The organism is Nonomuraea angiospora, assembly GCF_014873145.1.
GTDB lineage: Bacteria > Actinomycetota > Actinomycetes > Streptosporangiales > Streptosporangiaceae > Nonomuraea > Nonomuraea angiospora.
In genome coordinates this window covers 10,139,604-10,163,913 of the sequence record NZ_JADBEK010000001.1, presented here as the reverse complement: position 1 = coordinate 10,163,913, position 24,310 = coordinate 10,139,604, and the positions used below count along the sequence as shown (strand labels likewise).

22 protein-coding genes are annotated in these 24,310 nt (G+C 71.6%); 13 read left to right on the top strand and 9 right to left on the bottom strand.

Annotated features, from left to right (window positions below):
• Positions 1–87: 87 nt before the first annotated feature.
• From infB to rimP, 4 genes are all read right to left on the bottom strand, one after another.
• Positions 88–3,228 (bottom strand): translation initiation factor IF-2, encoded by a 3,141-nt coding sequence (gene infB, locus H4W80_RS46925; RefSeq protein WP_192790971.1) that lies wholly within the window; start codon positions 3,226–3,228, stop codon positions 88–90.
• Positions 3,229–3,353: 125 nt separating this feature from the next.
• Positions 3,354–3,653, bottom strand: a complete 300-nt coding sequence (locus H4W80_RS46920) for a YlxR family protein (protein ID WP_192790970.1) — start codon at positions 3,651–3,653, stop codon at positions 3,354–3,356.
• On the bottom strand, positions 3,637–4,641 hold the full coding sequence (gene nusA / locus H4W80_RS46915; RefSeq protein WP_318787380.1) for a transcription termination factor NusA: 1,005 nt from the start codon (positions 4,639–4,641) through the stop codon (positions 3,637–3,639). The genes H4W80_RS46920 and nusA overlap by 17 nt, the downstream gene beginning before the upstream one ends.
• Before the next feature lie 13 nt (positions 4,642–4,654).
• Positions 4,655–5,140, bottom strand: a complete 486-nt coding sequence (gene rimP / locus H4W80_RS46910; protein ID WP_192790969.1) for a ribosome maturation factor RimP — start codon at positions 5,138–5,140, stop codon at positions 4,655–4,657.
• Positions 5,141–5,438: 298 nt separating this feature from the next.
• Between rimP and H4W80_RS46905 the strand changes: the two genes are divergently transcribed.
• Together H4W80_RS46905 and H4W80_RS46900 are read left to right on the top strand one after the other, a co-directional pair.
• Positions 5,439–5,906: a hypothetical protein gene (locus H4W80_RS46905; protein ID WP_192790968.1), complete on the top strand. Its 468-nt coding sequence runs from the start codon at positions 5,439–5,441 to the stop codon at positions 5,904–5,906.
• The gene (locus tag H4W80_RS46900) at positions 5,903–6,376 is read left to right on the top strand and encodes a ferritin-like domain-containing protein (RefSeq protein ID WP_192790967.1); all 474 of its coding nucleotides are present in this window, start codon (positions 5,903–5,905) and stop codon (positions 6,374–6,376) included. The genes H4W80_RS46905 and H4W80_RS46900 overlap by 4 nt, the downstream gene beginning before the upstream one ends.
• A 13-nt stretch (positions 6,377–6,389) precedes the next feature.
• On the opposite strand, the gene H4W80_RS46895 is transcribed toward H4W80_RS46900, so the two are convergent.
• Positions 6,390–7,499 carry an ArsR/SmtB family transcription factor gene (locus tag H4W80_RS46895; RefSeq protein WP_318787379.1) on the bottom strand — a complete coding sequence of 370 codons (1,110 nt, stop codon included), beginning with the start codon at positions 7,497–7,499 and terminating at the stop codon, positions 6,390–6,392.
• Positions 7,500–7,525: 26 nt separating this feature from the next.
• Between H4W80_RS46895 and H4W80_RS46890 the strand changes: the two genes are divergently transcribed.
• From H4W80_RS46890 to H4W80_RS46875, 4 genes are read left to right on the top strand one after another with little or no spacing between them, the layout of a single operon-like run.
• Positions 7,526–8,374, top strand: coding sequence for an alpha/beta hydrolase family protein (locus H4W80_RS46890; RefSeq protein ID WP_192790966.1), 849 nt, complete (start codon positions 7,526–7,528; stop codon positions 8,372–8,374).
• Complete coding sequence (locus tag H4W80_RS46885) at positions 8,371–9,357, top strand: Bug family tripartite tricarboxylate transporter substrate binding protein (RefSeq protein WP_192790965.1); 987 nt, start codon at positions 8,371–8,373, stop codon at positions 9,355–9,357. Before H4W80_RS46890 ends, H4W80_RS46885 begins: the two co-directional genes overlap by 4 nt.
• Entirely contained in the window at positions 9,354–9,896 is a 543-nt protein-coding gene (locus H4W80_RS46880) for a tripartite tricarboxylate transporter TctB family protein (RefSeq protein ID WP_192790964.1), read from the top strand. Before H4W80_RS46885 ends, H4W80_RS46880 begins: the two co-directional genes overlap by 4 nt.
• Before the next feature lies 1 nt (position 9,897).
• A complete protein-coding gene (locus tag H4W80_RS46875) occupies positions 9,898–11,400 on the top strand; it encodes a tripartite tricarboxylate transporter permease (RefSeq protein WP_192790963.1) in 1,503 nt (500 codons plus the stop codon).
• A 576-nt stretch (positions 11,401–11,976) separates the two neighbouring features.
• On the opposite strand, the gene H4W80_RS46870 is transcribed toward H4W80_RS46875, so the two are convergent.
• Positions 11,977–13,719, bottom strand: coding sequence for a proline--tRNA ligase (locus tag H4W80_RS46870; RefSeq protein ID WP_192790962.1), 1,743 nt, complete (start codon positions 13,717–13,719; stop codon positions 11,977–11,979).
• Between the two features lie 93 nt (positions 13,720–13,812).
• Positions 13,813–14,484: a hypothetical protein gene (locus H4W80_RS46865; protein ID WP_192790961.1), complete on the bottom strand. Its 672-nt coding sequence runs from the start codon at positions 14,482–14,484 to the stop codon at positions 13,813–13,815.
• 132 nt (positions 14,485–14,616) lie between these two features.
• Here H4W80_RS46865 and H4W80_RS46860 point away from each other — a divergent pair, with 132 nt between their 5' ends.
• The gene (locus H4W80_RS46860; protein WP_192790960.1) at positions 14,617–15,552 is read left to right on the top strand and encodes an acyl-CoA dehydrogenase family protein; all 936 of its coding nucleotides are present in this window, start codon (positions 14,617–14,619) and stop codon (positions 15,550–15,552) included.
• A gap of 51 nt (positions 15,553–15,603) precedes the next feature.
• Here H4W80_RS46860 and H4W80_RS46855 read toward each other — a convergent pair whose 3' ends face one another.
• Positions 15,604–16,089, bottom strand: coding sequence for a hypothetical protein (locus H4W80_RS46855; RefSeq protein WP_192790959.1), 486 nt, complete (start codon positions 16,087–16,089; stop codon positions 15,604–15,606).
• Positions 16,090–16,180: 91 nt separating this feature from the next.
• Between H4W80_RS46855 and H4W80_RS46850 the strand changes: the two genes are divergently transcribed.
• The 6 genes from H4W80_RS46850 (at position 16,181) to H4W80_RS46825 (ending at position 23,591) form a co-directional block, all read left to right on the top strand.
• Entirely contained in the window at positions 16,181–17,248 is a 1,068-nt protein-coding gene (locus H4W80_RS46850; RefSeq protein ID WP_192790958.1) for an LLM class flavin-dependent oxidoreductase, read from the top strand.
• 49 nt (positions 17,249–17,297) lie between these two features.
• On the top strand, positions 17,298–18,335 hold the full coding sequence (locus tag H4W80_RS46845) for a hypothetical protein (RefSeq protein ID WP_192790957.1): 1,038 nt from the start codon (positions 17,298–17,300) through the stop codon (positions 18,333–18,335).
• A 43-nt stretch (positions 18,336–18,378) separates the two neighbouring features.
• The gene (locus H4W80_RS46840) at positions 18,379–19,875 is read left to right on the top strand and encodes an AMP-binding protein (protein ID WP_192794143.1); all 1,497 of its coding nucleotides are present in this window, start codon (positions 18,379–18,381) and stop codon (positions 19,873–19,875) included.
• A gap of 120 nt (positions 19,876–19,995) precedes the next feature.
• The gene (locus tag H4W80_RS46835) at positions 19,996–21,141 is read left to right on the top strand and encodes a class I adenylate-forming enzyme family protein (RefSeq protein WP_192790956.1); all 1,146 of its coding nucleotides are present in this window, start codon (positions 19,996–19,998) and stop codon (positions 21,139–21,141) included.
• A gap of 19 nt (positions 21,142–21,160) precedes the next feature.
• Positions 21,161–22,462 carry an FAD-dependent oxidoreductase gene (locus H4W80_RS46830; protein ID WP_318787378.1) on the top strand — a complete coding sequence of 434 codons (1,302 nt, stop codon included), beginning with the start codon at positions 21,161–21,163 and terminating at the stop codon, positions 22,460–22,462.
• Positions 22,446–23,591, top strand: coding sequence for a DUF6986 family protein (locus H4W80_RS46825; protein ID WP_192790954.1), 1,146 nt, complete (start codon positions 22,446–22,448; stop codon positions 23,589–23,591). Before H4W80_RS46830 ends, H4W80_RS46825 begins: the two co-directional genes overlap by 17 nt.
• Positions 23,592–23,596: 5 nt before the next feature.
• Here the strand turns inward: H4W80_RS46825 and H4W80_RS46820 are convergent, their stop codons facing one another.
• Positions 23,597–24,277, bottom strand: coding sequence for a copper homeostasis protein CutC (locus H4W80_RS46820; protein WP_192790953.1), 681 nt, complete (start codon positions 24,275–24,277; stop codon positions 23,597–23,599).
• Between the last annotated feature and the right edge of the window lie 33 nt (positions 24,278–24,310).

Here is a 24,310-nt window from a genome sequence, read left to right as displayed (position 1 = left end):
ACGCACGCCCGGCCTGCTGCGGTGGGGACCAGGCCGGGGCGTGCGAGAGGCGCCCGGCGGATCTCCCGCCGGGCGCCGAGCCGCGCGTCAGTCTCGCGGCTTCTCCCGCATCTCGAAGGTTTCGATGACGTCGCCTTCCTTGAGATCGTTGTAGCCGATGCCGATACCGCACTCGAAGCCCTCACGGACCTCGGTGACGTCGTCCTTCTCCCGCCGCAGCGAGGAGACGGTGAGGTTGTCGGTCACGACGACACCGTCGCGGATGAGGCGCGCCTTGCTGTTGCGCACGATCCTGCCCGAGCGGACCAGCGAACCGGCGATGTTGCCGATCTTCGGCACCTTGAAGATCGCGCGGATCTCCGCCGTGCCCAGCTGGACCTCTTCGAACTCGGGCTTGAGCATGCCCTTGAGCGCCGCTTCGATCTCCTCGATCGCCTGGTAGATGACCGAGTAGTAGCGGATGTCGACGCCCTCGCGCTCGGCCAGGTCGCGCGCCCGGGGCTCGGGGCGGACGTTGAAGCCGATGATGACCGCGTTGTCGTCGGCCACGGCCAGGTTGACGTCGTACTCGGTGATCGCGCCGACCGCGCGGTGCAGGACACGGAGCCTGACCTCGTCGCCGACGTCGATCTTGAGCAGGGCGTCTTCCAGGGCCTCGACCGAACCGGACACGTCACCCTTGATGATGAGCTTGAGCTCGTCGACGCTGCCCTTCTCGAGGTCCTTGAAGATGTCCTCGAGGCTGCGGCGACGGCTCGACTTCGCCATGTCGGCGCTGCGCTTGCGCGCCGCGCGCTGCTGGGCGATCTGGCGGGCCATCCGGTCGTCGGTGACGACGATGAAGTTGTCACCGGCGCTCGGCACGGCCGTCAGACCCATCACCAGGACGGGACGGGACGGCGTGGCCTCGTCGACCGGCTCGCCGTTGTCGTCGAGCAGCGCCCGGACGCGGCCGAAGGCCTCGCCACAGACGATCGAGTCGCCGACGCGCAGCGTGCCGCGCTGGACCAGGACGGTCGCGACGGGGCCGCGGCCACGGTCGAGGTGAGCCTCGATCGCGATGCCCTGGGCGTCCATCGTCGGGTTGGCCCGCAGGTCGAGCTCGGCGTCCGCGGTCAGCAGGATGGCCTCGAGGAGGTCGTCGATGCCCGTGCCGTTCTTCGCCGAGATGTCGACGAACAGCGTGGAACCGCCGTACTCCTCCGCCACCAGACCGTACTCGGTGAGCTGGGCCCGGACCTTGTTGGGGTCGGCGCCCTCCTTGTCGATCTTGTTGACCGCGACCACGATCGGCACGTCGGCCGCCTGGGCGTGGTTGAGAGCCTCGATCGTCTGCGGCTTCACACCGTCGTCGGCCGCGACCACCAGCACCGCGATGTCGGTGGACTTGGCGCCTCGGGCACGCATGGCGGTGAACGCCTCGTGACCCGGGGTGTCGATGAAGGTGATCTTCCGGTCCTGGCCCTCGTGCTCGGCGGCGACCTGGTAAGCACCGATGTGCTGGGTGATGCCACCCGCCTCGCGCGCCACCACGTTGGTCTTGCGGATGGCGTCGAGCAGCTTGGTCTTACCGTGGTCGACGTGACCCATGACGGTCACGACCGGCGGACGCGCGGCCAGGTCGGCCTCGTCGCCCTCGTCCTCGCCGAACTCGATGTCGAAGGCCTCGAGAAGCTCGCGGTCCTCCTCCTCCGGGCTGACGACCTGGATGTTGTAGTCGAGCTCGGTGCCGAGGATCTGCAGCGTGTCCTCGCTCACCGACTGCGTCGCGGTCACCATCTCGCCGAGGTGCAGCATGATCTGCACGAGCGAGGCGGGGTTCGCGCCGATGCGGTCGGCGAAGTCGGACAGCGACGCGCCGCGCGGAAGGCGGATCGTCGCGCCGTTGCCGCGAGCGACCTGCACACCGCCGATCGCCGGCGCCGACATGTTGTCGAACTCCTGGCGCCTCTGCCGCTTCGACTTGCGCCCGCGGGCCGGACGGCCGCCGGGACGCCCGAAGGCACCCGCCGTGCCGCCACCGCGACCACGACCGCCGCCACCGGGACGACCGGCGAAGCCGCCACCGCCGCCACCGGGACCACCGGTGCCGGTGCGCTGGCCGGTGCCGCCACCGCCGCCGGGACGACCGGCGAAGCCGCCGCCACCACCGGGACGACCGCCGCCGCCGCCACCACCGGGACGGCCACCGCCGCCACCGCCGGGACGACCGCCGCCGCCACCGCCACCGGGACGGCCACCGCCGCCACCGCCGGGACCGGCAGGACGACCCTGCGGCATCATCATCGGGTTGGGACGCGGACCGCCGGGACGGGGACCACCCGCGCCGGGACCCGGACGCGGACCGCCCGCACCGGGCGGACCCGGACGCGGCCCGGGACGGGGACCGGCGTCACCGGTGCCACCGCGGCCCTGCGGCGGGCGCGGCATCGCGCCGTCGCGCGGCGGGCCGTCGCGGCGCTCGCGGCGGTCGGGACCGCCGCCGTCGCGCTGGCCGCCGCCGGGACGCGGCGGACGGGACTGGCCCATGCCGCTGGCGGTCGAGGAGAACGGGTTGTTACCGGGGCGCGGACCACGCGGGCCCGGCTTGGGACCCGGACCGGGGCGGGGACCGCCGCCGGCGGGCGCGCCGGGACGCGGCGCCTGCGGGGCGCCACCGTCCCTGTCCCTGGGACCCGGACGGGGCGCGGGACCCGGCTTGGGGCCGGGACGACCGCCGCCGCCACCGCCGCCACCACCACTGGGGCCGGGACGCGGACCCGGGGTCGGGCGCGCGGGCGCGCCGCTCTCGAACCGTGCTTGAGGAGCCCCGGACGTCTCACCGCGAGCGGCCTCAGGCTGCTGCTGCGGCTGGTGAGGCATGGGCACCGGCGGGCGCGGCTGACCGCCGCCCGCGGGGCCCGGACGCGGACCCGGACCGGGCCTGGGGCCCGGCCCCGGACGCGGGGCTGATGGGGTCGGCGCCTGCGCGGCGCCGTTACCGGCCTGGCCTTCTGCCGGCCGGGGGGCAGCCTTGGGCGGCTGCGGCCTGTTGGACGGCTGTCCGCCGCCTCTGGAGGGCCCACCCTTCGATGCGCCCAGAGCTTCGGTGAGCCTGCGGACCACCGGCGCCTCGATGGTCGAGGACGCCGAACGGACGAACTCTCCCATCTCCTGGAGCTTGGCCATGACGACCTTGCTCTCTACGCCGAACTCCTTAGCGAGCTCGTATACCCGGACCTTCGCCACTGCACTCCCTTACTCGGCCCGGGAGGCTGGCTATGCCGTCCGGACCGTCGCTAACTTGACGTCTTCATCGCCGCGTGCTCATCAGGCGCTCATAGCAATCTGACTCCGCCCATCAACTCGGCGTCCTACATGACATTTGCGTGGTCTCCCTCCAGTTGCGCCCGCACGCGCGAGACGTCAAGCGGTCCCGCCACGCGAAAAGCGCGCGGAAACGCTCGGCGACGCTCGGCAAGCTCCAGACAGCTCAAGGACGGATGCAGCGATGCACCGCGGCCAGGAAGCCGTCCTCGCAGGTCAGGGACCACATGGTCCTCGACCCGCACCAGACGGAGCAGCTCGGACTTAGCCGTACGAACCCTGCAGCCCACACAGGTGCGCTGTGGGGTCGCTTGGCCACCATATTCCAGCTTACCGTGTCGACGCATCTACGGAACCGGCGGCATCTTCGGCCTGTGTATCCGGCCGGATGTCGATCCGCCATCCGGTGAGTCTCGCGGCGAGCCGGGCGTTCTGGCCCTCTTTCCCGATGGCCAGCGAAAGCTGGTAGTCGGGCACGGTCACCCGCGCGACGCGCCCCTCGAGATCGAGCACCTCGACATGGGAAACACGCGCCGGTGACAGGGCATTCCCCACGAACTCGGCCGGGTCCTCCGACCAGTCGATGATGTCGATCTTCTCGCCGTGCAGCTCGGTCATCACGTTGCGCACCCGCGAGCCCATCGGCCCGATGCAGGCGCCCTTGGCGTTGACGCCGGGCTTGCGGGAGCGGACCGCGATCTTCGTGCGGTGGCCCGCCTCGCGCGCCACCGCGGCGATCTCCACGGTGCCGTCGGCGATCTCGGGCACCTCCAGCGCGAACAGCTTCTTCACCAGCCCGGGATGCGTGCGCGACAAGGTGACCGAGGGGCCCTTGTGGCCCTTCTTCACCTGCACGACGTAGGCGCGGATGCGCTCTCCGTGCACGTAGTCCTCGCCGGGGACCTGCTCGGCGTGCGGCAGCACGGCCTCGATCTTGCCGAGGTCGACCAGCACCACCCGCGGGTCCTTGCCCTGCTGGATGACGCCGGAGACCAGCTCGCCCTCGCGGCTGGCGAACTCGCCGAAGTTGATCTCGTCCTCGGCGTCGCGCAGCTGCTGCAGGATGACCTGCTTGGCGGTGGTGGCGGCGATCCGGCTGAAGTTGTTGGGAGTGTCGTCGAACTCCCTGACGACCTCGCCGTCCTCGTCCAGCTCGGCGGCCCAGATCGTGACGTGACCGCTGCTGCGGTCGAGCTCGGCGCGCGCCTTGGAGGCGGCGCCGTCGGTGCGGAAGTAGGCGATCAGCAGCGCGTCCTCGATCGCCTTGACGACCAGGTCGAAGGAGATGTCCTTTTCTCGCTCGAGGCTGCGCAGGACGCTCATGTCGATGTCCACGACGGCTCCCCCCTTAGCCTTCGTCGCCGTCGACGTCGTCGATCCGGCGGAACTCCACCTGTACCCGTCCCCGGGTCAGGTCCTCGTAATCAAGCCTGCGTGCGGCGCCCTCGACGTCGAGGTCGACACCGGCCTCGTCCGCGGCCAGGATGCGGCCCTCCACCACGGTGCCGTCTCTCATCTCGGCCTTCACCAGGCGTTTCGCGGCGCGGCGCCAGTGGCGTGGCTCGGTGAGCGGGCGATCGACGCCCGGCGAGGAGACTTCCAGCGTGTAGGCCGCCTGGCCCATCGAGTCGTCGTCGTCGAGGGCCGCGGAGACCGCCTGGCTCACGTCGGCCACGTCGTCGAGGCTCACGCCGCCGTCGCGATCGACGATCACGCGCAGCAGCCGTCTCTTGCCGGCCTGGGTGACCGTGATGTCCTCAAGATCGAGGCCCTCCGCGCTGACCACAGGCTCAAGGAGCTTCATCAGGTGGTCGCGGGGTGATGCGCTGCCCATATCGACCTCCCCTATTGTCATGTCTCAGCCGGGCGGACCTCGCCTCTGGCTCCCCGCCGTCTGGCCGCTCAGCCAGCGACGACAGTTGACACCCTATCTGTACGGGGGCACGGAAAGAGCGCCACTCGTCATGGTCGAATGGCGGAGCGTCGCCTGACAGCGATCGCGGGCACCAGCCCGTACGATGCTACCGACGAGAAAGCCCCCGAAGGGCCCGCCGCCGCGGCGTCGATCGGGCGCGCCCGCCCATGGGCGGCTTTCCGTCGGTCGGCTCCACCGTCACTGGAGGTCCTAGCCCGTGCGCCCGCGTCACCTCTCCCGGCGAGCCTTGCTGGCGGGCGGAGCGGCCGCTCTCACCGCCTGCAGCTCCACCGGCCCGCCACAGCCGTCCGTCCGGGCCTCCGACTCCCCCGAGACCTTGCTGCTGAAGGACCTGATCGCGGAGAAGGAGCGGACGATCGCGCTCTATTCGTCGATGATCTCGGGCGGGGCCCAGAAACTGGTGCCGTTCCGTGACCGACACCAGGCCCACGTGAACGAGCTGCGCAAATACGTCACCGTGGCCTCGGCGCCGCCCGTCACCGCCACCTCCACCCCGGCCCCCGCCCCCAAGCCGTCCCTGTCGCGCCTGCGCGAGCTGGAGCGCAAGGCGGCGGCCCTGCGCATCCGCCAGCTCGACCGCGTCTCACCGGGCGTGGCCCAGCTCATCGCCAGCATCGGGGCCTGCGAGGCGGCCCACGCACTCGCCCTGCCGAGGTCGCTGTGAACCCCGACGACGTCGAGAAGCTCCGCAAGGCGCTGGCCGCCGAGCACGCCGCGCTGTTCGCGTACGGGCTGCTGGGGGCGCGGACGTCGGGGCCGCTGCGGGCCAGGATGAGCGCGGCCTTCGACGCCCACCGGGACTGCCGCGACCAGCTCCGCACGTTGATCACGGCGCGGGGCGGGCGACCGGCCGAGCCCGAGGCGTCCTACGCGCTGCCGTTCTTCCCCTCCGGGCCGGAGCTGGCGGTCAAGCTGGCGGTGCACCTGGAGACCGGCGTCACGGCCGCCTACCTGGAGCTGGCCGCCGCGCAGGACGTCTCGCTGCGCCGCTACGCCGCGCAGGCCATGCAGGAGGCGACGGCCCGCTCGTACGCCTTCCGCCCCGCCCAGCCGCCGGCCTTCCCCGGCATGCCCGCGGCGGCGCCGCCCCCGTCCCCGCCCGCGTCACCCTCGGCGTCGCAGCGGGGCGGCTGACCGGCGGGACCTCTCACCGGTACAGGACGGAGAGCAGGTCGGGGCCGAGGCGTTCGACGGCGTCGGCGTCGAGCTGGTAGTAGACGACCGAGCCGCGCCGGTGGGTGTGCACGAGCTGGGCCTCCCTGAGCCTGCGCAGGTGCCGGGAGACCTGGGGCGCGGTCATGCCGAGCTGGATGGCCAGCTCGGAGGTGGCGACGGGGTTGCGCAGGATCGCGTACGCCAGCCGCAGCCTGGTCGGGTCCTGAAGCGCGGCGAGCCGGCGCCTGGCCGTCTCCAGCGTCGGCGTGGCGGCGCCGTCGGCGCTGTACTGGATGACGACCGGGTAGCCGGGATAGTGCTTGATCACGAAGTGCGGCCGGCCGTGCACGGTCGGGACGAGCAGGCAGGGCCGCCCCTCGTCCACCCGGGCGGTGGCGTTGTAGAGCTTGTCGAACACGATGCGCAGCGGCTTTCGCGCGCCGGACGACGTGAACGCGGTCGGCAGGTCGGCCAGGACGAGGGCGCCACGCCGGCGCAGGTCGCGTACGCGTTCCGCGCGGTCGCGGTCGAGAGCCGGGCGCAGCGACGGCCATTCGGCGTCGAAGGCCGCGGCGGCGAAGTCGGCGAGGAAGCCGAGCAGCTCGCCGCGGAACGCCTCGGGGTCGGCGCGCAGCCGGGCGCCGATCTCCATGCGGCTGGTGGAGATCAGCCGCAGCCGGTGCAGCACCTCGTCGCTGAGCCTGGGCGCAAGCTCGGTGTCGTTCGTGCCGATGAGGGCCTGCACGGTCATCGCCACGAAGTCGCCGATGGGCAGCCCGGCCACCTCCCGCAGCTCACCGGCCAGCGTGCGCGCCGGCCCCGCCGACAGCGGCAGCAGGTAGCGGGCGCGGAAGGCGCCCCAGAGCGGCGCCCAGGCGGCGGCCGTGGCCAGCAGCTCGCTGTCCAGCCCGGCGTGCGCCCTGGCCACCCAGCTCGCGCTGCCGGGGTGGTGGCCGGGCTCGTCGAGGGCGTGGAGGCAGGCGCACAGCTCGGCCAGCGGCGAGCGCTGGACGGCGACGGATCCGGTGCCGGGGGAGTCGAGGAGGAGCGTGACGGCCACCCTGAACATTACCGCGTTGACGTCAATCTGCTTGAGAGTCACCCGGCGTTTGCCCAGGCTGTGGCGTCATGGCTGAGGAACTGCACGTGGTCAGGCACCCGACCGGCTTCTATTCGGCGGGTGCGACGACCGTATTCGCGTCGAGGTACGACCAGAGGTTCTCCTACTGCTTGTACGTGCCGTCGGCGCACGACCGGGACGGCGCTCCCCTGCCACTGGCGGTTCTGCAGCACGGCACGGGACGGCGCGGCCCGCAGTACCGGGACAACTTCGCCGAGTGGGCCGAGAAGCACGGCTGCCTCGTCCTGGCCCCCCTCTTCCCCGCCGGCATCGGCGGCGACCCGTACGACCTGCACAGCTTCAAGTTCCTCAAGTACGGCGACATTCGCTTCGACCACGCGCTGCTGGCCATGGTCGAGGAGGTCGGAGAGCGCTTCAACGTACGGACCGAGCGGTTCCTGCTGCACGGGTTCTCCGGCGGCGGCCAGTTCGTGCACCGCTTCGCCTACCTGCACCCCGACCGGCTCACCGGATTGTCAATCGGTGCACCAGGGCGGATAACGTACATCGATCACAGCAGCCCGTGGTGGATCGGGCTGAAGGGGTTCGAGGAGGAGTTCGGCAGCGCTCCCAGATTCGAGGAGCTTCGTGACGTGCCGGTGCAGATGGTCGTGGGCAGTGCGGACGTGGAGACCTGGGAGATCAACAACCAGGGCGACTCCAACTGGATGGACGGCGCCGACGCCCACGGGGTCACCCGCGTCGAACGGCTCAGGGCGCTGCGCGACAACTTCCAGGCCCATGGCATCGACGTGCGGTTCGACGTCGTGCCGGACGTGGGTCACGACCCGATGTCGGTGCTCGAGCCGGTCAAGGACTTCTTCGCATCGATCCTCACCCCCCGGGAGTCATCATGAAGATCAAACTGCTGGCCGCCGCCGCGCTGGCCGTGACGCTCGGCGGCTGCGCCGTGGGCGAGGCCACCGACTCGGGTGGCGGCTATCCCAGCAAGCCCCTGTCGATCATGGCGCCGGGCAGCCCCGGCGGCGGCTGGGACACGCGGGCGCGCGGCATCGCCAGCTCGCTCAGCGAGTGCAAGGTGGCCGACGTGGACACCACGGTCACGAACGTGCCCGGCGCGGGCGGCACCATCGGGCTGGCCCAGTTCGCCAAGAAGAAGGGCGACCCGTACCAGCTCATGGTCATGGACAGCGTGACCATGCTGGGCGGCATCGTGAACAACAAGTCGCCGGTCGACCTGGCCACCCTCACCCCCGTGGCCGGGCTGAGCCGGGGGCCGACCGCGATCGTGGTGGCGGCGAAGTCGCCGTACAAGGATCTGAAGTCGTTGCTGGACGCCATGGAGGCCAAGCCCCACAGCGTCAAGTGGACGGGCGGCTCGCTCGGCGGGCCCGGCCAGATGACGGTGGCGGGACTGGCCAAGGAGCGGAACGTCGCCGCCAAGGACGTCAACTTCGTGCCCACGGCGGGCGGCGGCGAGTCCCTGAACCTGCTGCTCAGCGGCGCCGCCACGGCCGGCATCGACACCGTCGCCGAGCTGCGCGCGCAGATCTCCGCGGGTGAGCTGCGGGTGCTGTCGGTGGACTCGGAGCAGCGGGTCGCGGGCATCGACGCGCCCACGATGAAGGAGCTCGGCCTGGCCAACGCGGCGATCTCCACGCTGGCCGGCGTGCTCGCGCCCGCGGGCCTGACCAAGGAGCAGCAGCAGGACGCCATCGGCCTGCTGGACAAGGTGCGCCAGACCCCCTGCTGGAAGAAGGTGCTCGAGCGCAACAACTGGGTCGAGGACTGGCAGCCGGGTGACCGGTTCGGCCAGGTGCTGGCCCAGCAGCGGACCCAGGTCACCACCATCCTGGGCGAACTGGGGCTCGGCAAGTGACCCAGCGGATCGTCTCGCTCGGCTTCCTGGCGGCGGCCGTGGTGGTGCTGGCCCAGGCGTTCGCGATCCCGCAGGGCGAGGGCTACCAGGCGGTGGGGCCGCGCGCGTTCCCGCTGCTGGTGGGGGTCGGGCTGGCGGTGGTGTCGATCGTCGGGGTCGTCCAGGCCTTCAGACCGGGTACGCGGGAGCCGGCCGCGACACCCCCGGCCCCCGCCGCCGCCGGCACCGTGGACGTCGGCGTCGGTGTCGGCGTCGGCGTCTCCGCGGACGGCGGCGGCGGTGAGGCGTCGGAGAAGCCGCACTGGCCCTCCGTCCTCCTCCTGATCGGCAGCCTGGCCGCCTACGCGCTCCTCCTGGTCCCGGCCGGCTACTGGCAGGCGACGACCGCCTTCTTCGTCGCCGTCGCCCGGGTGCTGGGCAGCAGGAGGCTGGTGCGCGACGTGCTCGTGGGGCTGGCGCTGGCGCTGGCCACGTACTTCCTGTTCGACCGGCTCCTCGGCATCTCGCTGCCGCCGGGCCTGGTCAGATTGGCGATCTGAGATGGACGTGCTCGGCAACCTGCTGGACGGCTTCGGCCACGCGCTGAGCCTGCAGAACCTGCTGCTCGCCATGCTCGGCGTCACCGTCGGCACGCTGGTCGGCGTGCTTCCCGGGCTCGGGCCCGCCACGACGATCGCGTTGCTGCTGCCGCTGACGTTCGTGTTCGATCCGGTGGGGGCGTTCGTGATGTTCGCCGGGATCTACTACGGCGGCATGTACGGCGGCTCGACGACCGCGATCCTGCTCAACATCCCGGGCGAGACGGCCTCGATCCCCACGACGCTCGAGGGTTATCCGATGGCCAGACGCGGCCGGGCCGGGGCGGCCCTGGCCACGGCGGCGATCGGGTCGTTCGTGGCGGGCACGATCTCCACGGTCGTCATCACGTTCCTGGCCCCCGGCATGTCGAACATCGCCAAGCTGATCCAGCCTGCCGAGTACTTCTCGATCATGGTGCTCGCGTTCGTGACGGTGACCTCGCTCATGGGGGACTCGATCGTACGGGGGCTGTCGAGCCTGTTCCTCGGCCTGACGATCGGGATGGTGGGGATCGACCAGATGACCGGTCAGCCGCGGTTCGCGTTCGGCGTGCCGGACCTCTACGAGGGGCTGTCGGTGGTGGCGGTCGCGGTGGGGCTGTTCGCGGTGGCGGAGGCGATCTCCACGGCCGCCTCCCGGCACCAGCCGGCGCAACCTCCGGTCGCGGTCGCCGGGAAAGTGGGGATGACCCGCGAGGACTGGCGCAGGTCGTGGAAGCCCTGGCTGCGCGGGACCCTGTTCGGCCTGCCCATCGGATCGCTGCCCGCCGGAGGCGCCGAGCTTCCCACGTTCCTGAGCTACAACGTCGAGAAGCGGCTGTCCAAGCACAAGGAGGAGTTCGGCCGGGGCGCGATCGAGGGCGTGGCCGGTCCCGAGGCGGCCAACAACGCGGCGTTCTCCGGGGTCCTGGTGCCGCTGCTGACGCTGGGCATCCCGACGTCGGCCACGGCGAGCATGCTGCTGATCGCGTTCCAGATCTACAACGTGCAACCCGGGCCGCAGCTCTTCGACCAGCAACCGGTGCTGGTGTGGACGCTGATCGCCAGCCTCTACATCGGGAACGTGATGCTGCTGGTGCTCAACCTGCCGCTGATCCGGGTCTGGGTGAAGCTCCTCACCGTCCCCGCCGCCCTCCTCACGGCCGCCATCCTGACCTTCGCCACGCTGGGGGTCTACTCGATCTCCCAGAGCGTCTTCGAGGTGCTGGTGGCGTACGGGTTCGGGCTGCTGGGCTGGATCCTGCACCGGGCCCGGTACCCGGTGGCGCCGCTGATCCTGGGAGCGGTGCTGGGGCCGCTGATGGAGGTCCAGTTCCGCCGCGCCCTGGCCTTCAGCGAGGGCGACCCCTCGGTCTTCGTCACCCGCCCGGTCTCCCTGGCCATCCTGCTCATCGCAGCCGCCTGCCTGATCGGCCCTCCCCTGCTCCGCCGTCGCACCAAAACCCCCGTCCCCACCACCACCTGACGCCCTCGGTCCGTCACCCGCGTGCCCTCCCGCGCCTCTGCCACCCCGTCGGGACGGCACGCGACGGCGCTCAACGGCGTTCGACGGCAGCGACGTTCCGGGACAACGGCGCGCGACGGCGCAACGGGGCACGACTGCAAGGGCCCGCAGCGGGGCGTAACGGCAGCGGCATGCACCCGCGCGGCAGGCCGTGCATCGCTGTGGGAGCCGCCCCGATCGCGGCGACCTCGTGGGAGGCGCCCCCGATCGCGGCAACCTTGTGGCAGCCGTCCCAAAAGCGCCGCGTCGGCGGGGCGATGTACGGCGGAGTCCGGCGCACATGCACGGCGGCCGACCACGGGAGCGCGCTCAACGAAACGCCGCCTTGAAGCACCCGGCACGTCGTGGTGGCGGGAGGTGGGTGCGGCGTCGCCCCCAAGGAGCGCATCGCCGCCCAAGGTGCCCAGCGTTCGAGGTGCCTCGCCTCTGGGCGTATCGCCTCAAGGAGTGCCTCACCTCCAGGGGTGTGTCACCCCCGGAGGCGGGTCGAAGGGACTGCGCGCCGAGCCCCGTACGGGCCCGGCGCGAAGGCCGAGGTCAGGCGAGGGCGGCGATGATGCGGTCGGCGGCCTCGGACAGGGGGATCTCCGACTTCTCCCCGGAGACCCGGTCCCGAAGCTCCACGACCCCCTGCGACAGCCCACGCCCGACCACCACGATGGTCGGCAGCCCCAGCAGCTCGGCGTCCTTGAACTTCACCCCAGGCGAGACCGAAGGCCGGTCGTCCACGAGCACCCGCACCCCGCGCGACTCCAGCTCGGCCCCCAGCTCCAGGGCCGCCTCCACCTGGTTTTCCTTGCCGGTCCCGACGATGTGCACGTCCGCGGGAGCGACCTCGCGGGGCCACACGAGCCCGAGCGCGTCGTGGGCCTGCTCGGCGATGACCGCCACGGCCCGGGAGACGCCGATGCCGTAGGAGCCCATCGTGATGCGGATCGGCTTGCCGTCGGGGCCGAGGGCGTCGAGGCCGGCGGCGTCGGCGTACTTGCGGCCGAGCTGGAAGATGTGGCCGATCTCGATGCCGCGGTCGATGGACAGGCCGGAGCCGCACCGGGGGCAGGGGTCGCCGGCGCGCACCTCGGCGGCCTCGATCGTGCCGTCGGGGGTGAAGTCGCGCCCGGCCACCACGTTGGCGGCGTGCTTGCCCGGCTCGTTGGCGCCGGTCACCCAGGAGGTGCCGGTGACGACCCTGGGGTCGACGAGGTAGCGGATGCCGAGCGAGCTCAGGACCTGCGGCCCGATGTAGCCGCGTACGAGCCCGGGGTGCTTGGCGAAGTCGGCGGCCTCGAAGATGGCGGGCTCGCCGGGCGCCAGCGCCGCCTCCAGGCGCTTGAAGTCGACCTCGCGGTCGCCGGGCACGCCGATGATCAAGGTCTCGACCTTGTCGGAGCCCGGCGTGGTGACCTTGACGACGACGTTCTTGAGCGTGTCGGCGGCGGTGACGGACAGGCCGTGGTGCTCGTTGACGTACGACACCAGCGACTCGATGGTCGGGGTGTCGGGCGTGTCCATGACCTGCAGCGGCGCCGCGTCCTCGATCGGACGGGCGGCGGGCGCGGGCGTGACGACGGCCTCGGCGTTGGCCGCGTAGCCGCACGAGTGGCAGGCCACGAACGTGTCCTCGCCCGTGGGCGTGGGCGCCAGGAACTCCTCCGACGCCGACCCGCCCATCGCCCCCGACTGCGCGAACACGATCTTGTAGTCGATGCCGAGCCGGTCGAAGGTGCGGATGTAGGTGTCGCGGTGCTGCTCGTAGGAGTGCTTGAGCCCGTCGTCGTCGAGGTCGAATGAGTACGAGTCCTTCATCAGGAACTCGCGCCCGCGCAGGATGCCCGCCCTGGGCCGAGCCTCGTCGCGGTATTTCGTCTGGATCTGGTAGAGGGTGACCGGATAGTCCTTGTATGAGGAGTATTCGCCCTTGACCATGTCGGTGAAGAGCTCCTCGTGCGTGGGACCGAGGAGGTAGTCGGCGCCCTTGCGGTCCTGGAGCCGGAAGAGCGTGTCACCGTATTCGGTCCAGCGGCCGGTGGCCTCGTAGTATTCGCGGGGCAGCAGGGCGGGGAAGAGCACCTCCTGGCCGCCCATCCGGTTCATCTCCTCGCGGACGATCCTGGTGACGTTCTCCAGCACCATCTTGCCGAGGGGCAGCCAGGAGTAGATGCCGGGCGCCACGCGACGAACGTAGCCGGCGCGGACCAGGAGCTTGTGGCTCGGCACTTCCGCGTCTGCCGGGTCGTCCCGCAGGGTGCGAAGAAACAACGACGACATGCGCAGCAACACGGCTACTCCTTGCTCGAACCTGGACGTGAAGGATTACAGGCTATCGACTCCGGGTGGCGCCGCGCGCGAGCTTATCCACAGGTCCCGCAGGACTCAGACCGTCAACGGGATCCAGCCGGACACGAAGGCGGCCAGGAACACCGTGAACACACCGGAGAACACCGCCGACAGCGTCAGCGCGCGTACCCGTCCCCAGGCGTTCCTGCGCAGCATGAGCACCAGCCCGACGGACAGCGACCCGATCAACAGCGCCGGAACCGGCCAGAACGACCGCTCACTGTCGATGAACCCCGGCGTCGCCCGGTCCACCACGTCGGCGAGCAGCGCCGCGCCGACCGCGCCCGCCGCGAGGTCGCCCCAGACGTCCTCCCTGCGGGTGGCGAAGGCCAGCAGGCCCAGGGCGACGAGCAGGGCGAGCGTCCAGTTGAGCCCGGCGGCGCTGCCTCCGACGACCTCGAAGGCCATGTCGCCCTTAAGCGCGCCCGCCCCCATGGCCGCGACCAGCGTGGAGGCCACGGCCAGGAACGTCGTCAGCAACGCCCACCCGAACCCCGACGCCGTCGCGCCCACGGCCAGCGACAGGCCGAGGTAGACGTACGGATCGTAGATCTGACCGACCCAGGCGGGCCCCTTGCCGGCGAGGAGCATGCCGACGAGCCCGACGGCGAGTCCTCCGAAGAAAGCCGACAGAAGGTGGCGTTCGATGCCGCGCTGCCGCCGGTCGTACTCGGCGAGGTCGGCGTAGTCGATGCTGGTGTCGTTCATATCCATTTCCCTGGTCAACCCTTCCCCGGGTAACCCTTGGGATGACCAGTGCCAGATTATGTGACTGTACAAAAAAGGCAAATTTGGGTCACCCGAATGCCAAACGAGCAATCGCTTGGTTAGCATTGGGTCGTGGCACTCCCCGATGAGCTGCGCGCCGTCGTCCGCGACTACCTCGCCGACCGGCCGGACGCACCGTGGCAGGCTTTCGCGCGCGACGTGGGGATCGCGGGGCTGCTCGTCCCCGAGGAACACGGCGGGGCAGGATGCGGTCCGGCCGAAATGGCCGCCGTGAGCGAGGAGCTGGGCCGGGCGCTGTCGCCGCACCCCTTCCTGCAGACAGCGGTGATGGCCGTCGAGGCGCTGCTGGCGAGCGGGGCGTACGACCTGCTCCCGGCGCTGGCCGACGGCGCCACGACCGCGACCGTGGTGCCGCCGGGCGAGGGCGCCCTCCGGCTGGAGTCGGGCCTGCTCACGGGTGTGGTCCCGTACGCGTTGGCGGGCGAGCTGGCGCTGGTCTACGTCGACGGGCTGCTGGTGGCGGCCGTGCCCGCCCGGCGCAGGACGTACCGGACCATGGACGAGAGCCGGCCGCTGCAGGAGCTCTCCTTCCACGACACCCCGGTACGGCGGCTCGGCGACGGCTCGTCATGGCCCCGCGTGCGCGACCTCGGGATCGCGGCGCTGGCCGCCGAGCAGGTGGGCGGCGCGCAGCGGTGCCTGGAGATGGCCGTGGAGCACGCGAAGCGGCGGCGGCAGTTCGGGCGGCCGATCGGGTCGTTCCAGGCGATCAAGCACAAGCTCGCCGATCTGCTGCTGGTGGTGGAGTCGGCCCGGTCGGCCGCGGGGGCGGCGGCGGTCGACGAGGTGTCCGCGGCGATCGCGGGGTCGTACTGCACGGAGGCCTATCTGGCGGCGGCGGGTGAGAACATCCAGGTCCACGGTGGGATCGGGATCACCTGGGAGCATCCTGCGCACCGCTACCTCAAGCGGGCCACCTCGGACGCGCAGCTCTTCGGACCGCCGCAGGCCCATCGCGCCCGTCTGGCGGCCCATGCCCTCGGTTAGCGCTCCCGGCCCACTTCCCTCTGGAGGAGCCGGGCGGTGGTGCCGAGCGGGTCAGCCGCCGAGCAGTTCTTCCCACGGGTGGCGGGTGTTGGTGCGGCGGGTGGTGTCGAGGGCTTCGGCCAGGCGCCAGAAGCCGGGCCGCTCCCGTACGGTGGCCCGCCCGATCGGGTCGATGGCGCGCAGCTCGAACCGCACGCCCATCACGTCGAGCACGGCCGAACCGCTGCTCCCCGGCCCGGCCTCGGTGACGAGCGGGCCGTCGTAGTCGGGGTCGCGCACCTGCTGGGCCAGCAGTAACGCCACCTCGGACGCGTACGGCCCGTCGCGCCACTCGACGTGCCAGCTGTGATCGGCGCCTCGCCACCACGTCAGGTCGCGGCACGACTCGATGAAGTCGGCCTCGGTCGCCAGCGCGGCCATCACCCGGCCGAACGCCTCATACCTGCGGGCGCTGGTGAGCGAGAGGTCGTCGTCGGCGGAATCGGGGAACGGGCCGTCCTTAGGCCGCCGCAGCGCGTGCTTTCGCTTCACAGGCATCCACTCTGATCGGGTCCGCGCCCTTCCCGCAAGTGTTCGCTGCTGATACGCTCTACCAAGCGAGCGCTTGGTTCACTACTTCGGAGGCGCGATGACGTCCGTACGGATCAGCCTGGGGTATGAGCTCGAGGTTCGCGGTCGCACCCGCGAAGTGGAGCAGCAGGCGTTCCAGAACGTGGTCGACCAGGTCGTGCTGGGCGACCGGCTGGGATTCGACACGGCCTGGTTCGTGGAGCACCACTTCACCAGGGGCTTCTCCCACTCCTCCGCGCCCGACCTGGTCCTGGCCGCCATTTCACAGCGCACCGAGCGCATCCATCTGGGGCTCGGCGTGGTGCTGCTGCCGTTCCAGTCCCCGATCCGCACGGCGGAGCGCGTCGCCACGCTGGACGTGCTGAGCGGCGGCCGGGTGGAGTTCGGCACGGGACGGGGGGCCTCGCCCCTGGAGTACCAGGCGTTCCAGCGGCCGTTCGAGAAGTCGCGGCAGATCTGGGAGGACTCGCTGGAGGCGACGCTGGCCATCTGGCAGGCCGACGGCGAGCCGGTCAGCCGGTCGAACGAGTTCTTCGAGATCCCCGACGTGGCCGTCTACCCGCGCCCGGCCCAGCGGCCGCACCCGCCGGTGTGGGTGGCCTCGACCTCGCTGGAGGGCTATCTGGCGGCGGCCAGGCACGGGTACAACCTGCTCGGCATGACGATGCTCAAGGGCATCGACGACGTGGCCTCCGACATCGCGAAATATCGGGAATGTCTGGCGGAGCACGGCTTCGACCCGGCAAGCCGCCGCGTCGCCCTGATGATCCCCTGGTACGTCGCCCCCACCCGCGACGAGGCGACCGCCGCGGCCGCCGACGCCGTCCTGTGGTACATCCGCCGCCAGGTCAACCTCGTCACCCCGCCCGACTACTACGACGCCCGCCACGCCACTCATCGGGTGCTGGGGCAGCTCGCGGCCGGGATGCCGCCAGACGAGTCCATGGCCACGCTGCGCGAGCACCTGATGGTGGTGGTCGACGACGTGGAGGGCTCGCGCAAGGCCCTGGCCAGGATCGCCGAGGCGGGCGCGACGGACCTCATCATCCAGGCGCAGGTGGGCGGGCTGGCGCATGACCGGGTGTGCGACTCGATGGCGCTGTTCATGACCGAGGTGGCCCGTTGACGGCCCGCCCTACGCCCCGGACGCCCGACCGTACGGAGATGGTGCTTTGATGGTCCGCTGGCTCACCCGTGACGACCTCGGCGCCGCCGCGCGCTCGGCCACCGGGCTCCTGCTCGTCTCCCCCGACCTGTCGAGCGCCGTCCCGCTGGACCCCCGCGACCACGTGCTGACGGCGAAGGCGCTACGCGAGTGCGGGGTCGGCGAGCGCGAGCGCGTCGTCGTGGCGCTCGCCGAACCCGCCGGGGCGCTCTGGACGGCCGCCGCGGCCGACGTGGCCGAGGCCGCCGCCGACGTGGGCCCGCGCGGGCGGATGCGCCTGCACCACGCGCTGACCGCACTCAAAGCCTCCACCCTGGTCACCACCCCGACGGGCGCGATGGACTTCCTGGCCCGCCTGCACCTGGAGTTCCTGCTGGACCCGCTGGACCTCGGGCTCAGGAACATCGTCCTCACCGGCGAGATCGCCTCCAAACGGACGATCGCCCACCTGGCGGGAGAGTTCGAGGCCCAGGTGACGGAGGTGTTCGCGAGCCCGTTCACCGGCGGCGCGCTGGCGTGGCGGGCGTCGGAGGACGAGCCGCTCACCCCGCTCGCCGATGACGTGCTGGGCCTGGCGGCGCTGACCAAGGACGACTCCCCCGACCCCGCGGCCGGGCTCGCCGAGCTGGTCGTCACCTCCGCGGCCGGCGACACCGTGCTCAGGACCGGCCAGGTCGCCGCGCTCGGCGGCGCGGGCATCCCCGCACCGGCCCACACGGTGGGCGACCACGTGCTGGTCAGAGGCGTGTGGCTGGCGCTGCCGCGCATCGAGAAGGCGCTGTCCAAGGTCGACGGCGTGTCCGGCTGGGATTTGTCGATCAGCCGCCAGGGGACGCTGGACGCGGCCGTGCTCACGGTCACGTTCAGCCGGGCGAGCCTGGTCCGCAACCCCATGTGGAAGTCGAGGATCCAGCAGGCCGTCCAGGCGCTGACGCCCATATCGATCAACGTGGAGATCGCCCAGGACGTCTCCGAGACCCCCGCGCCGGGCACGGTGAACGACCTGCGCGGCCACCACCTCGGAAGGGACCGCGCTCTCATCACCTAGGGGTGACATGGCACCGATGCCGGACTGGGGAACGCTCCCCCGCATGCTTCGCGACCAGGCGGACGACCACCCCGGCGCCGTCGTGGTCGCCGAGGGCGGCACGCGGATGACATTGTCCGAGCTGCGGGCCTCGGCGGCCGAGATCGCCCGCGGCCTCATCGCCCTCGGCGTCGAGCCGGGTGACCGGGTGGCGATGTGGGGGGTGAACTCGGCGTTCTGGGTGCGGCACGCGTTCGGGATCTGGGACGCGGGAGCGATCATCGTGCCGCTCTCGCCCCGTTTCAAGGGCATCGAGGCCGCCCAGCTGATCGAGAAGACCGGCGCCAAGGTGCTCGTCACCGGAGCGGGCCCGTCGCCCACTCCCCTCGCCGACCTGCTGCCGCCCCTTCCCGGCCTGCGCCGCCCCGACGACTTACGCGCCCTGGGCGCGCGGGTCCCCGCTCGGGAGGCCGAGGAACGGGCGCTCGCCGTACGCACTGACGACCTGTGCGAGATCATGTCCACGTCGGGCACCACGGGCGTGCCCAAGGGCGTCATGATCGACCACTCCCAGGTCCTGCGCGGCTACTGGGACTGGTCCGAGATCGTCACCCTCGACGAGCGCGACCGCTATCCGATCGTCGCCCCGTTCAGCCACGGGTTCGGGCTGAACGCGGGGCTCATCGCCTGCGTCCTGCGCCGGGCCACGATGATGCCGATCCCCGTCTTCACGCCCGACGCCGTGATGTCGCTGATCTCCTCCGAGCGGATCACGGTGCTGGCCGGGCCGCCCACGCTCTTCCACCGGATCCTGGACGAGCTGGACCGCGGGTCCTGGGACGTGTCCTCGCTGCGCGTGGCCATCTGCGGCGCCGCCGCCGTCCCCGCCAGTCTGATCACGCGGCTGGTGGAGCGGGTCGGGCTGGAGCGGATGATCAACGCGTACGGGCTGATGGAGGGCACGGTCGTCTCCATGACCCGCGCCGGGGACCCCATCGACGTCATCGCCAACACCACCGGCCGGACCGTGCCCGGGATCGAGGTGCGGATCGTGGACGACGACGGCAAGGAGGTCGCCGCCGGGGAGCGCGGGGAGATCCTGCAGCGGGGCTACGGGGTGATGCGGGGGTACTGGGGCGAGCCCGCGCGGACGGCGGAGGTCGTCGACGGCGACGGGTGGCTGCACACGGGGGACGTGGGGGTGCTGGACCCGGCGGGCAACCTCGCCATCGTGGACCGCAAGAAGGAGCTCTACATCGTCAACGGGTTCAACGTCTCGCCGGCCGAGGTGGAGTCGCTGCTGATGCGGGAGGGGTCGCTGGCGCAGGTGGCGGTCGTGGGCGTGCCTGACCCGGTCAGCGGGGAGGCGGGGGTGGCGTACGTCGTCCCGCGGCCCGGGGCCGCCGTCGATCCCGAGGGGCTGATCGGCTGGGCCAGGGGCAACATGTCCAACTACAAGGTGCCCAGGCGGGTCGTGGTGGTGGACTCGCTGCCGGTGAACGTGAACGGCAAGGTGGACAAGCGGGCGCTCCGTACGTCGGCTGACGGCCTTCCGAGCTGAGCTCCCGCAGAAGGGTGAGGCTGCTGGGGCGCGAAAAAGTGAGAACGGGGGCGCGAGGCCGTCTGGCGAGGCTTCGGGGCGGGTAGGGTCAAATTAGCGCAATCTGCCCCAGGAGCTGCCATGTTGCGCCTGTTGGCCGGGGAGGCCGCACGGAGATTCGGGGGGCGCGCCGCTGTCGTCACCGGCTCCACCGTGCTGACCTTCGCCGATCTGGACCGGCTCTCCGACCAGGTGGCCGCCGGGCTCGCCCATCGGGGGACGCGCGTCGGCGACGTCGTGGCGCTGGCGCTGCCCGACGGGCCCGAGTTCGTGATCTGTTACGTGGCGGCCGCGAAGATCGACGCGGTGACGGCCGGCATCGGGACCGAGCGGCCGGAACTGCTGGCCCGGCTGGACCCTGCCATCGTCATCACCGCCCCCGGGGTGCTCCCGCCGCTGCCCGGGCTCGACGTGGTGACGCTGCCCATCGTTCGCGGCGGCCCCGTCCGGCTCGGGAGCCTGTGCAGGCGGGAGCCGCCACCGCCGCCGTTCCCGCCGGATCCCGCGCGACCGGTCGTGATCACGTTCACCTCGGGCAGGACGGGACCCCCCAAGGGGGTCGTGTTCGGCAACAAGCAGCTGGAGGCGATCAGGGCCCACGGGGCGGGGACGCGCTGGGGGACGGGCGACGCGCGGCTGGTGCCGCATCCGCTGGGCCGGCTCGGGTTCGCCACGCGGCTGCCGATGTTCCTGCAGACCGGGCGGACCTGTCACGTCCTGCCCGAATGGAGCCCGGACGCCGCCGTCAAGGTGATCCGCGAGCACGGGATCGGCGTGCTCAACGGCACCCCTTACCAGCTCTCGCGCATCCTGACCTGCGGCGCGGACCTGCCGGACCTGGCCCTCATCCTGTCCGCAGGCGCGCCCGCCCCGCCCAAGCTGATCAGGGCGTTGCGGGACAGATACCGCGTGCCCGTGTGCAACCGCTACATCTGCCCCGAAGCCGGGCTGGGGCTCGGCACCCGGCCCGACGACCCGCCCGAGGACGCCGAGGTCTGCGTCGGCAGGCCACGCGACGGTGTGGACGTGTCGATCAGGAGCGCCGACGGACGCGTACTGTCAGATGAGGACGAAGGCGAGGTGCTCCTCCGCTCCGAGGCGGTGATGAGCGGCTACGTTGGCAAGAACACCGATCATGCGGTGTTCGCGAGAGACGGGTTCATCCGGACCGGCGATCGGGGATACCTGGATCACACCGGCCGGTTACATCTGGTGGGACGCGTGTAACCGAGTCTTAGGAGGCAGCGTGGCGTTGCGCGTGGCGGTCATCGGGTCGGGCCCCGCCGGGATCTACACGGCCGAGGCGCTGGTGAAGCAGTCGGCCGAGCCCGTCGAGGTCGATGTCCTCGAACGCCTGCCGACCCCGTACGGGCTGGTCAGGTACGGCGTCGCGCCCGACCACACGTCGATCAAGTCGATCGCGAACTACCTGCGGAAAGTCCTCGAACTGCCCGAGGTCCGCTTCCTCGGCGGCGTCACGCTGGGCGAGCACGTCTCCGTGGAGGACCTGCTGGGCGCCTACGACGCGGTCGTCTACTGCACGGGCGCGATGGTCGACAGGAAGCTCGGGATCCCCGGCGAGGACCTGCCCGGCAGCGTGGCGGCCACCGACTTCGTCAACTGGTACTGCGGGCACCCCGACGTCGATCCGGGGCGGTTCACGCTCGACAGCTCCGAGGTCGCGGTGATCGGCGTCGGCAACGTGGCGGTCGACGTCGTACGCGTCCTGGCCAAGACCCACGAGGAGCTGCGCTCCACCGACGTGCCGCACGACGTGCTCGAACGCCTCGAGGCGAGCCAGGTCAAGGCCATCCACATGATCGGCCGCCGCGGCCCCGAGCACGCCAAGTTCACCCTGAAGGAGCTGCGCGAGCTGGGCGAGCTGGCCAACGCCGACGTCTGCGTCCGCCCGGACGAGGCCGTCGTCCTGGGCGTCGACTTCCCGCGCCAGGTCCAGGGCAACATCAAGGTCCTGCAGTCGTGGGCCGCCCGCAACCCGGTGGGCCGCCCCCGCCGCCTCGACGTGCGCTTCTGGCTGCGGCCCGTGGAGATCCTCGGCACCGAGCGGGTGGAGGGCCTCAAGCTCGAACGCACCCGCCTGTCGGAGGAGGGGCGCGTGGTCGGCACGGGCGAGTTCGAGACGCTGCCGGTCGGCATGGTGCTGCGTTCGGTGGGCTACCAGAGCGTGCCGCTGCCCGGGGTGCCGTTCTCTGAGCAGACCATGACCGTGCCGAACGAGGCCGGGCGGGTGCGCGACCGCGAATACGTGGCAGGCTGGCTCAAACGCGGTCCCACCGGGGTGATCGGCACCAACAAGTCCGACGCGGCCGAAACGGTCCGCACGCTCCTCGCCGACCTCTCGGATCGCCCGCGGGTGAGCGGCGGGGCCATCGACGCGCTGCTGGCCGCGCGCGGGGTGCGGCCCGTGACGTACGAGGACTGGCTGGCGATCGAGGCGGCCGAGGCCGAGCTGGCCAGGTCGCTGGGCCGGGGCGAACGCGTCAAGCTGGTCGGCCTGGAGGCAATGCTCCGTGCGTTCCGTTCCTGAGGGGTTCGACGAGGCCTACCGGATCCAGCAGGCCCGCTACCCCTCCTCGACCGGCGAGGAGCGGCAGCCGGTCCACACCGTCTACGTCCCGGCCGACCGGTTCTCGATCCGCACCCTCTCCGAGTGGCGCGATCACGCGTTGTCCCTGGTCAAGGCACATCTGCCCGATCCCGCCGCGCTGGCGGAGGTCTTCGGGGTGTCCGGCGGGCTGGCCGCCGCCGTGCATCCCAAGGTGATCCAGAAGCTCACCTCGGAGCCGATCGAGGACCTGCGCATCGACTTCGAGGACGGGTACGGCGTACGTCCCGACCTGGTGGAGGACGACCACGTGGCGCAGGCCGTCGAGGCGGTCGCCACGATGCACACGGCGGGCACGCTGCCGCGGCGGTGGGGCCCCCGGGTGAAGTCGTTCGCCGACGGGGATCCCGCGCGGTCGGTGCGCACGCTCGACCTGTTCCTCTCGGGGCTGATGGAGCGGGCCGGCGAGCTGCCGCCGGGCTTCACGGTGACCTTTCCCAAGGTCCTCATGGAGGCCTACCTCGGTCAGTTCACGGAGGTGCTGGCCCGGCTGGAGGACGAGCTGGAGGTGCGGCTGCGGTTCGAGATGCAGGTGGAGGCGCCGCAGACGCTGCACTTCCTGCGCGGGGACCTGGCGGAGTCGCTGGGCGGGCGGCTCGCGGCGGCGCATTTCGGGGTCTTCGACTACACCGCGGCGATCGGGCTGCCGCCGCACGAGCAGCGGCTGGACCATCCGGCGTGCGATCACGCCCGGCACGTGATGCAGACGGCGTTCGCGGGCACGAGGGTGGAGCTGTCGGACGGATCTCTGGCCGCCTCGCCCGCCTCCGGGCTCACCCGTGACGTGCACGCGCTGTGGCGGCGGCACGCCGAGCTGGTCAGGCATTCGCTGGGGCACGGCTTCTACCAGGGGTGGGACATGCACCCTTCCCACCTGGTGAGCCGCTTCGCCACCGTTTACGCCTTCCATCTGGAGCGCTATGACGCGTACCAGGAGCGGGTGAGAGCGTGGGAGGAGCAGCGGGAGGCCGGAGGCGGCCTCATGGACGAGCCCGCCACGATCCGCACGCTGGCGGCCGCTCTCAGGCGCGCGGACGCGGCCCTGCCCTAGCGGTCTCAGTCGCGTTCGACCAGGGAGCGCCACTGGCGTACCAGGCGCCAGTCCACCGGGTCGGACCAGCTCGCCCGCACGGCGGAGCCCACGTGGAAGGCGCGGATGCCGTAGTCGAGCAGGGCCGGCACGTGCGCCGGCTTCAGCCCGCCCCCGGCCAGGATGATCGAGCCGTCACCGGCGTCGGCCCGCGCCCTCAGCACCGGCAGCCCCTCCCCCACCCCGTTGGGCGAGCCCGAGGTGAGCACGGTGGCCAGGTTGGGCAGCAGCCGCACGGCCCGCCAGGACGCCTGGACGTCGGCGGCGTGATCGACCGCCCGGTGGAACGTCCACGGGAGCGGCGAGACGCCGTGGATGAGCGCCTCGGTCGCCGTGAGATCGACCTTCCCCGAGCCGTCGAGGAACCCGAACACGAACCCCGCCGCCCCCGCCTGCGCCAACGCCTTGGCGTCGCGGCTCAGGCGGTCGAGCACGTCGGGGTCGGCGGTGAAGCCGGCGTCACAGCGGAGCATCACCATCTGAGGGAGGGGGCACTCCGCGGCGATCGCGGCAACCGTCTCCGGGGAGGGGGTCAGCCCGTCGGCCGCCATGTCGGCGACGACCTCCAGCCGGTCGGCTCCACCCTGTTCGGCGGCCACTGCGTCACGCACGTTGAGGGCGATCACCTCGAGCAGGGATCCGGTCATGGAGGAGAGGTTATATGGTGCTCTGCACCGTTC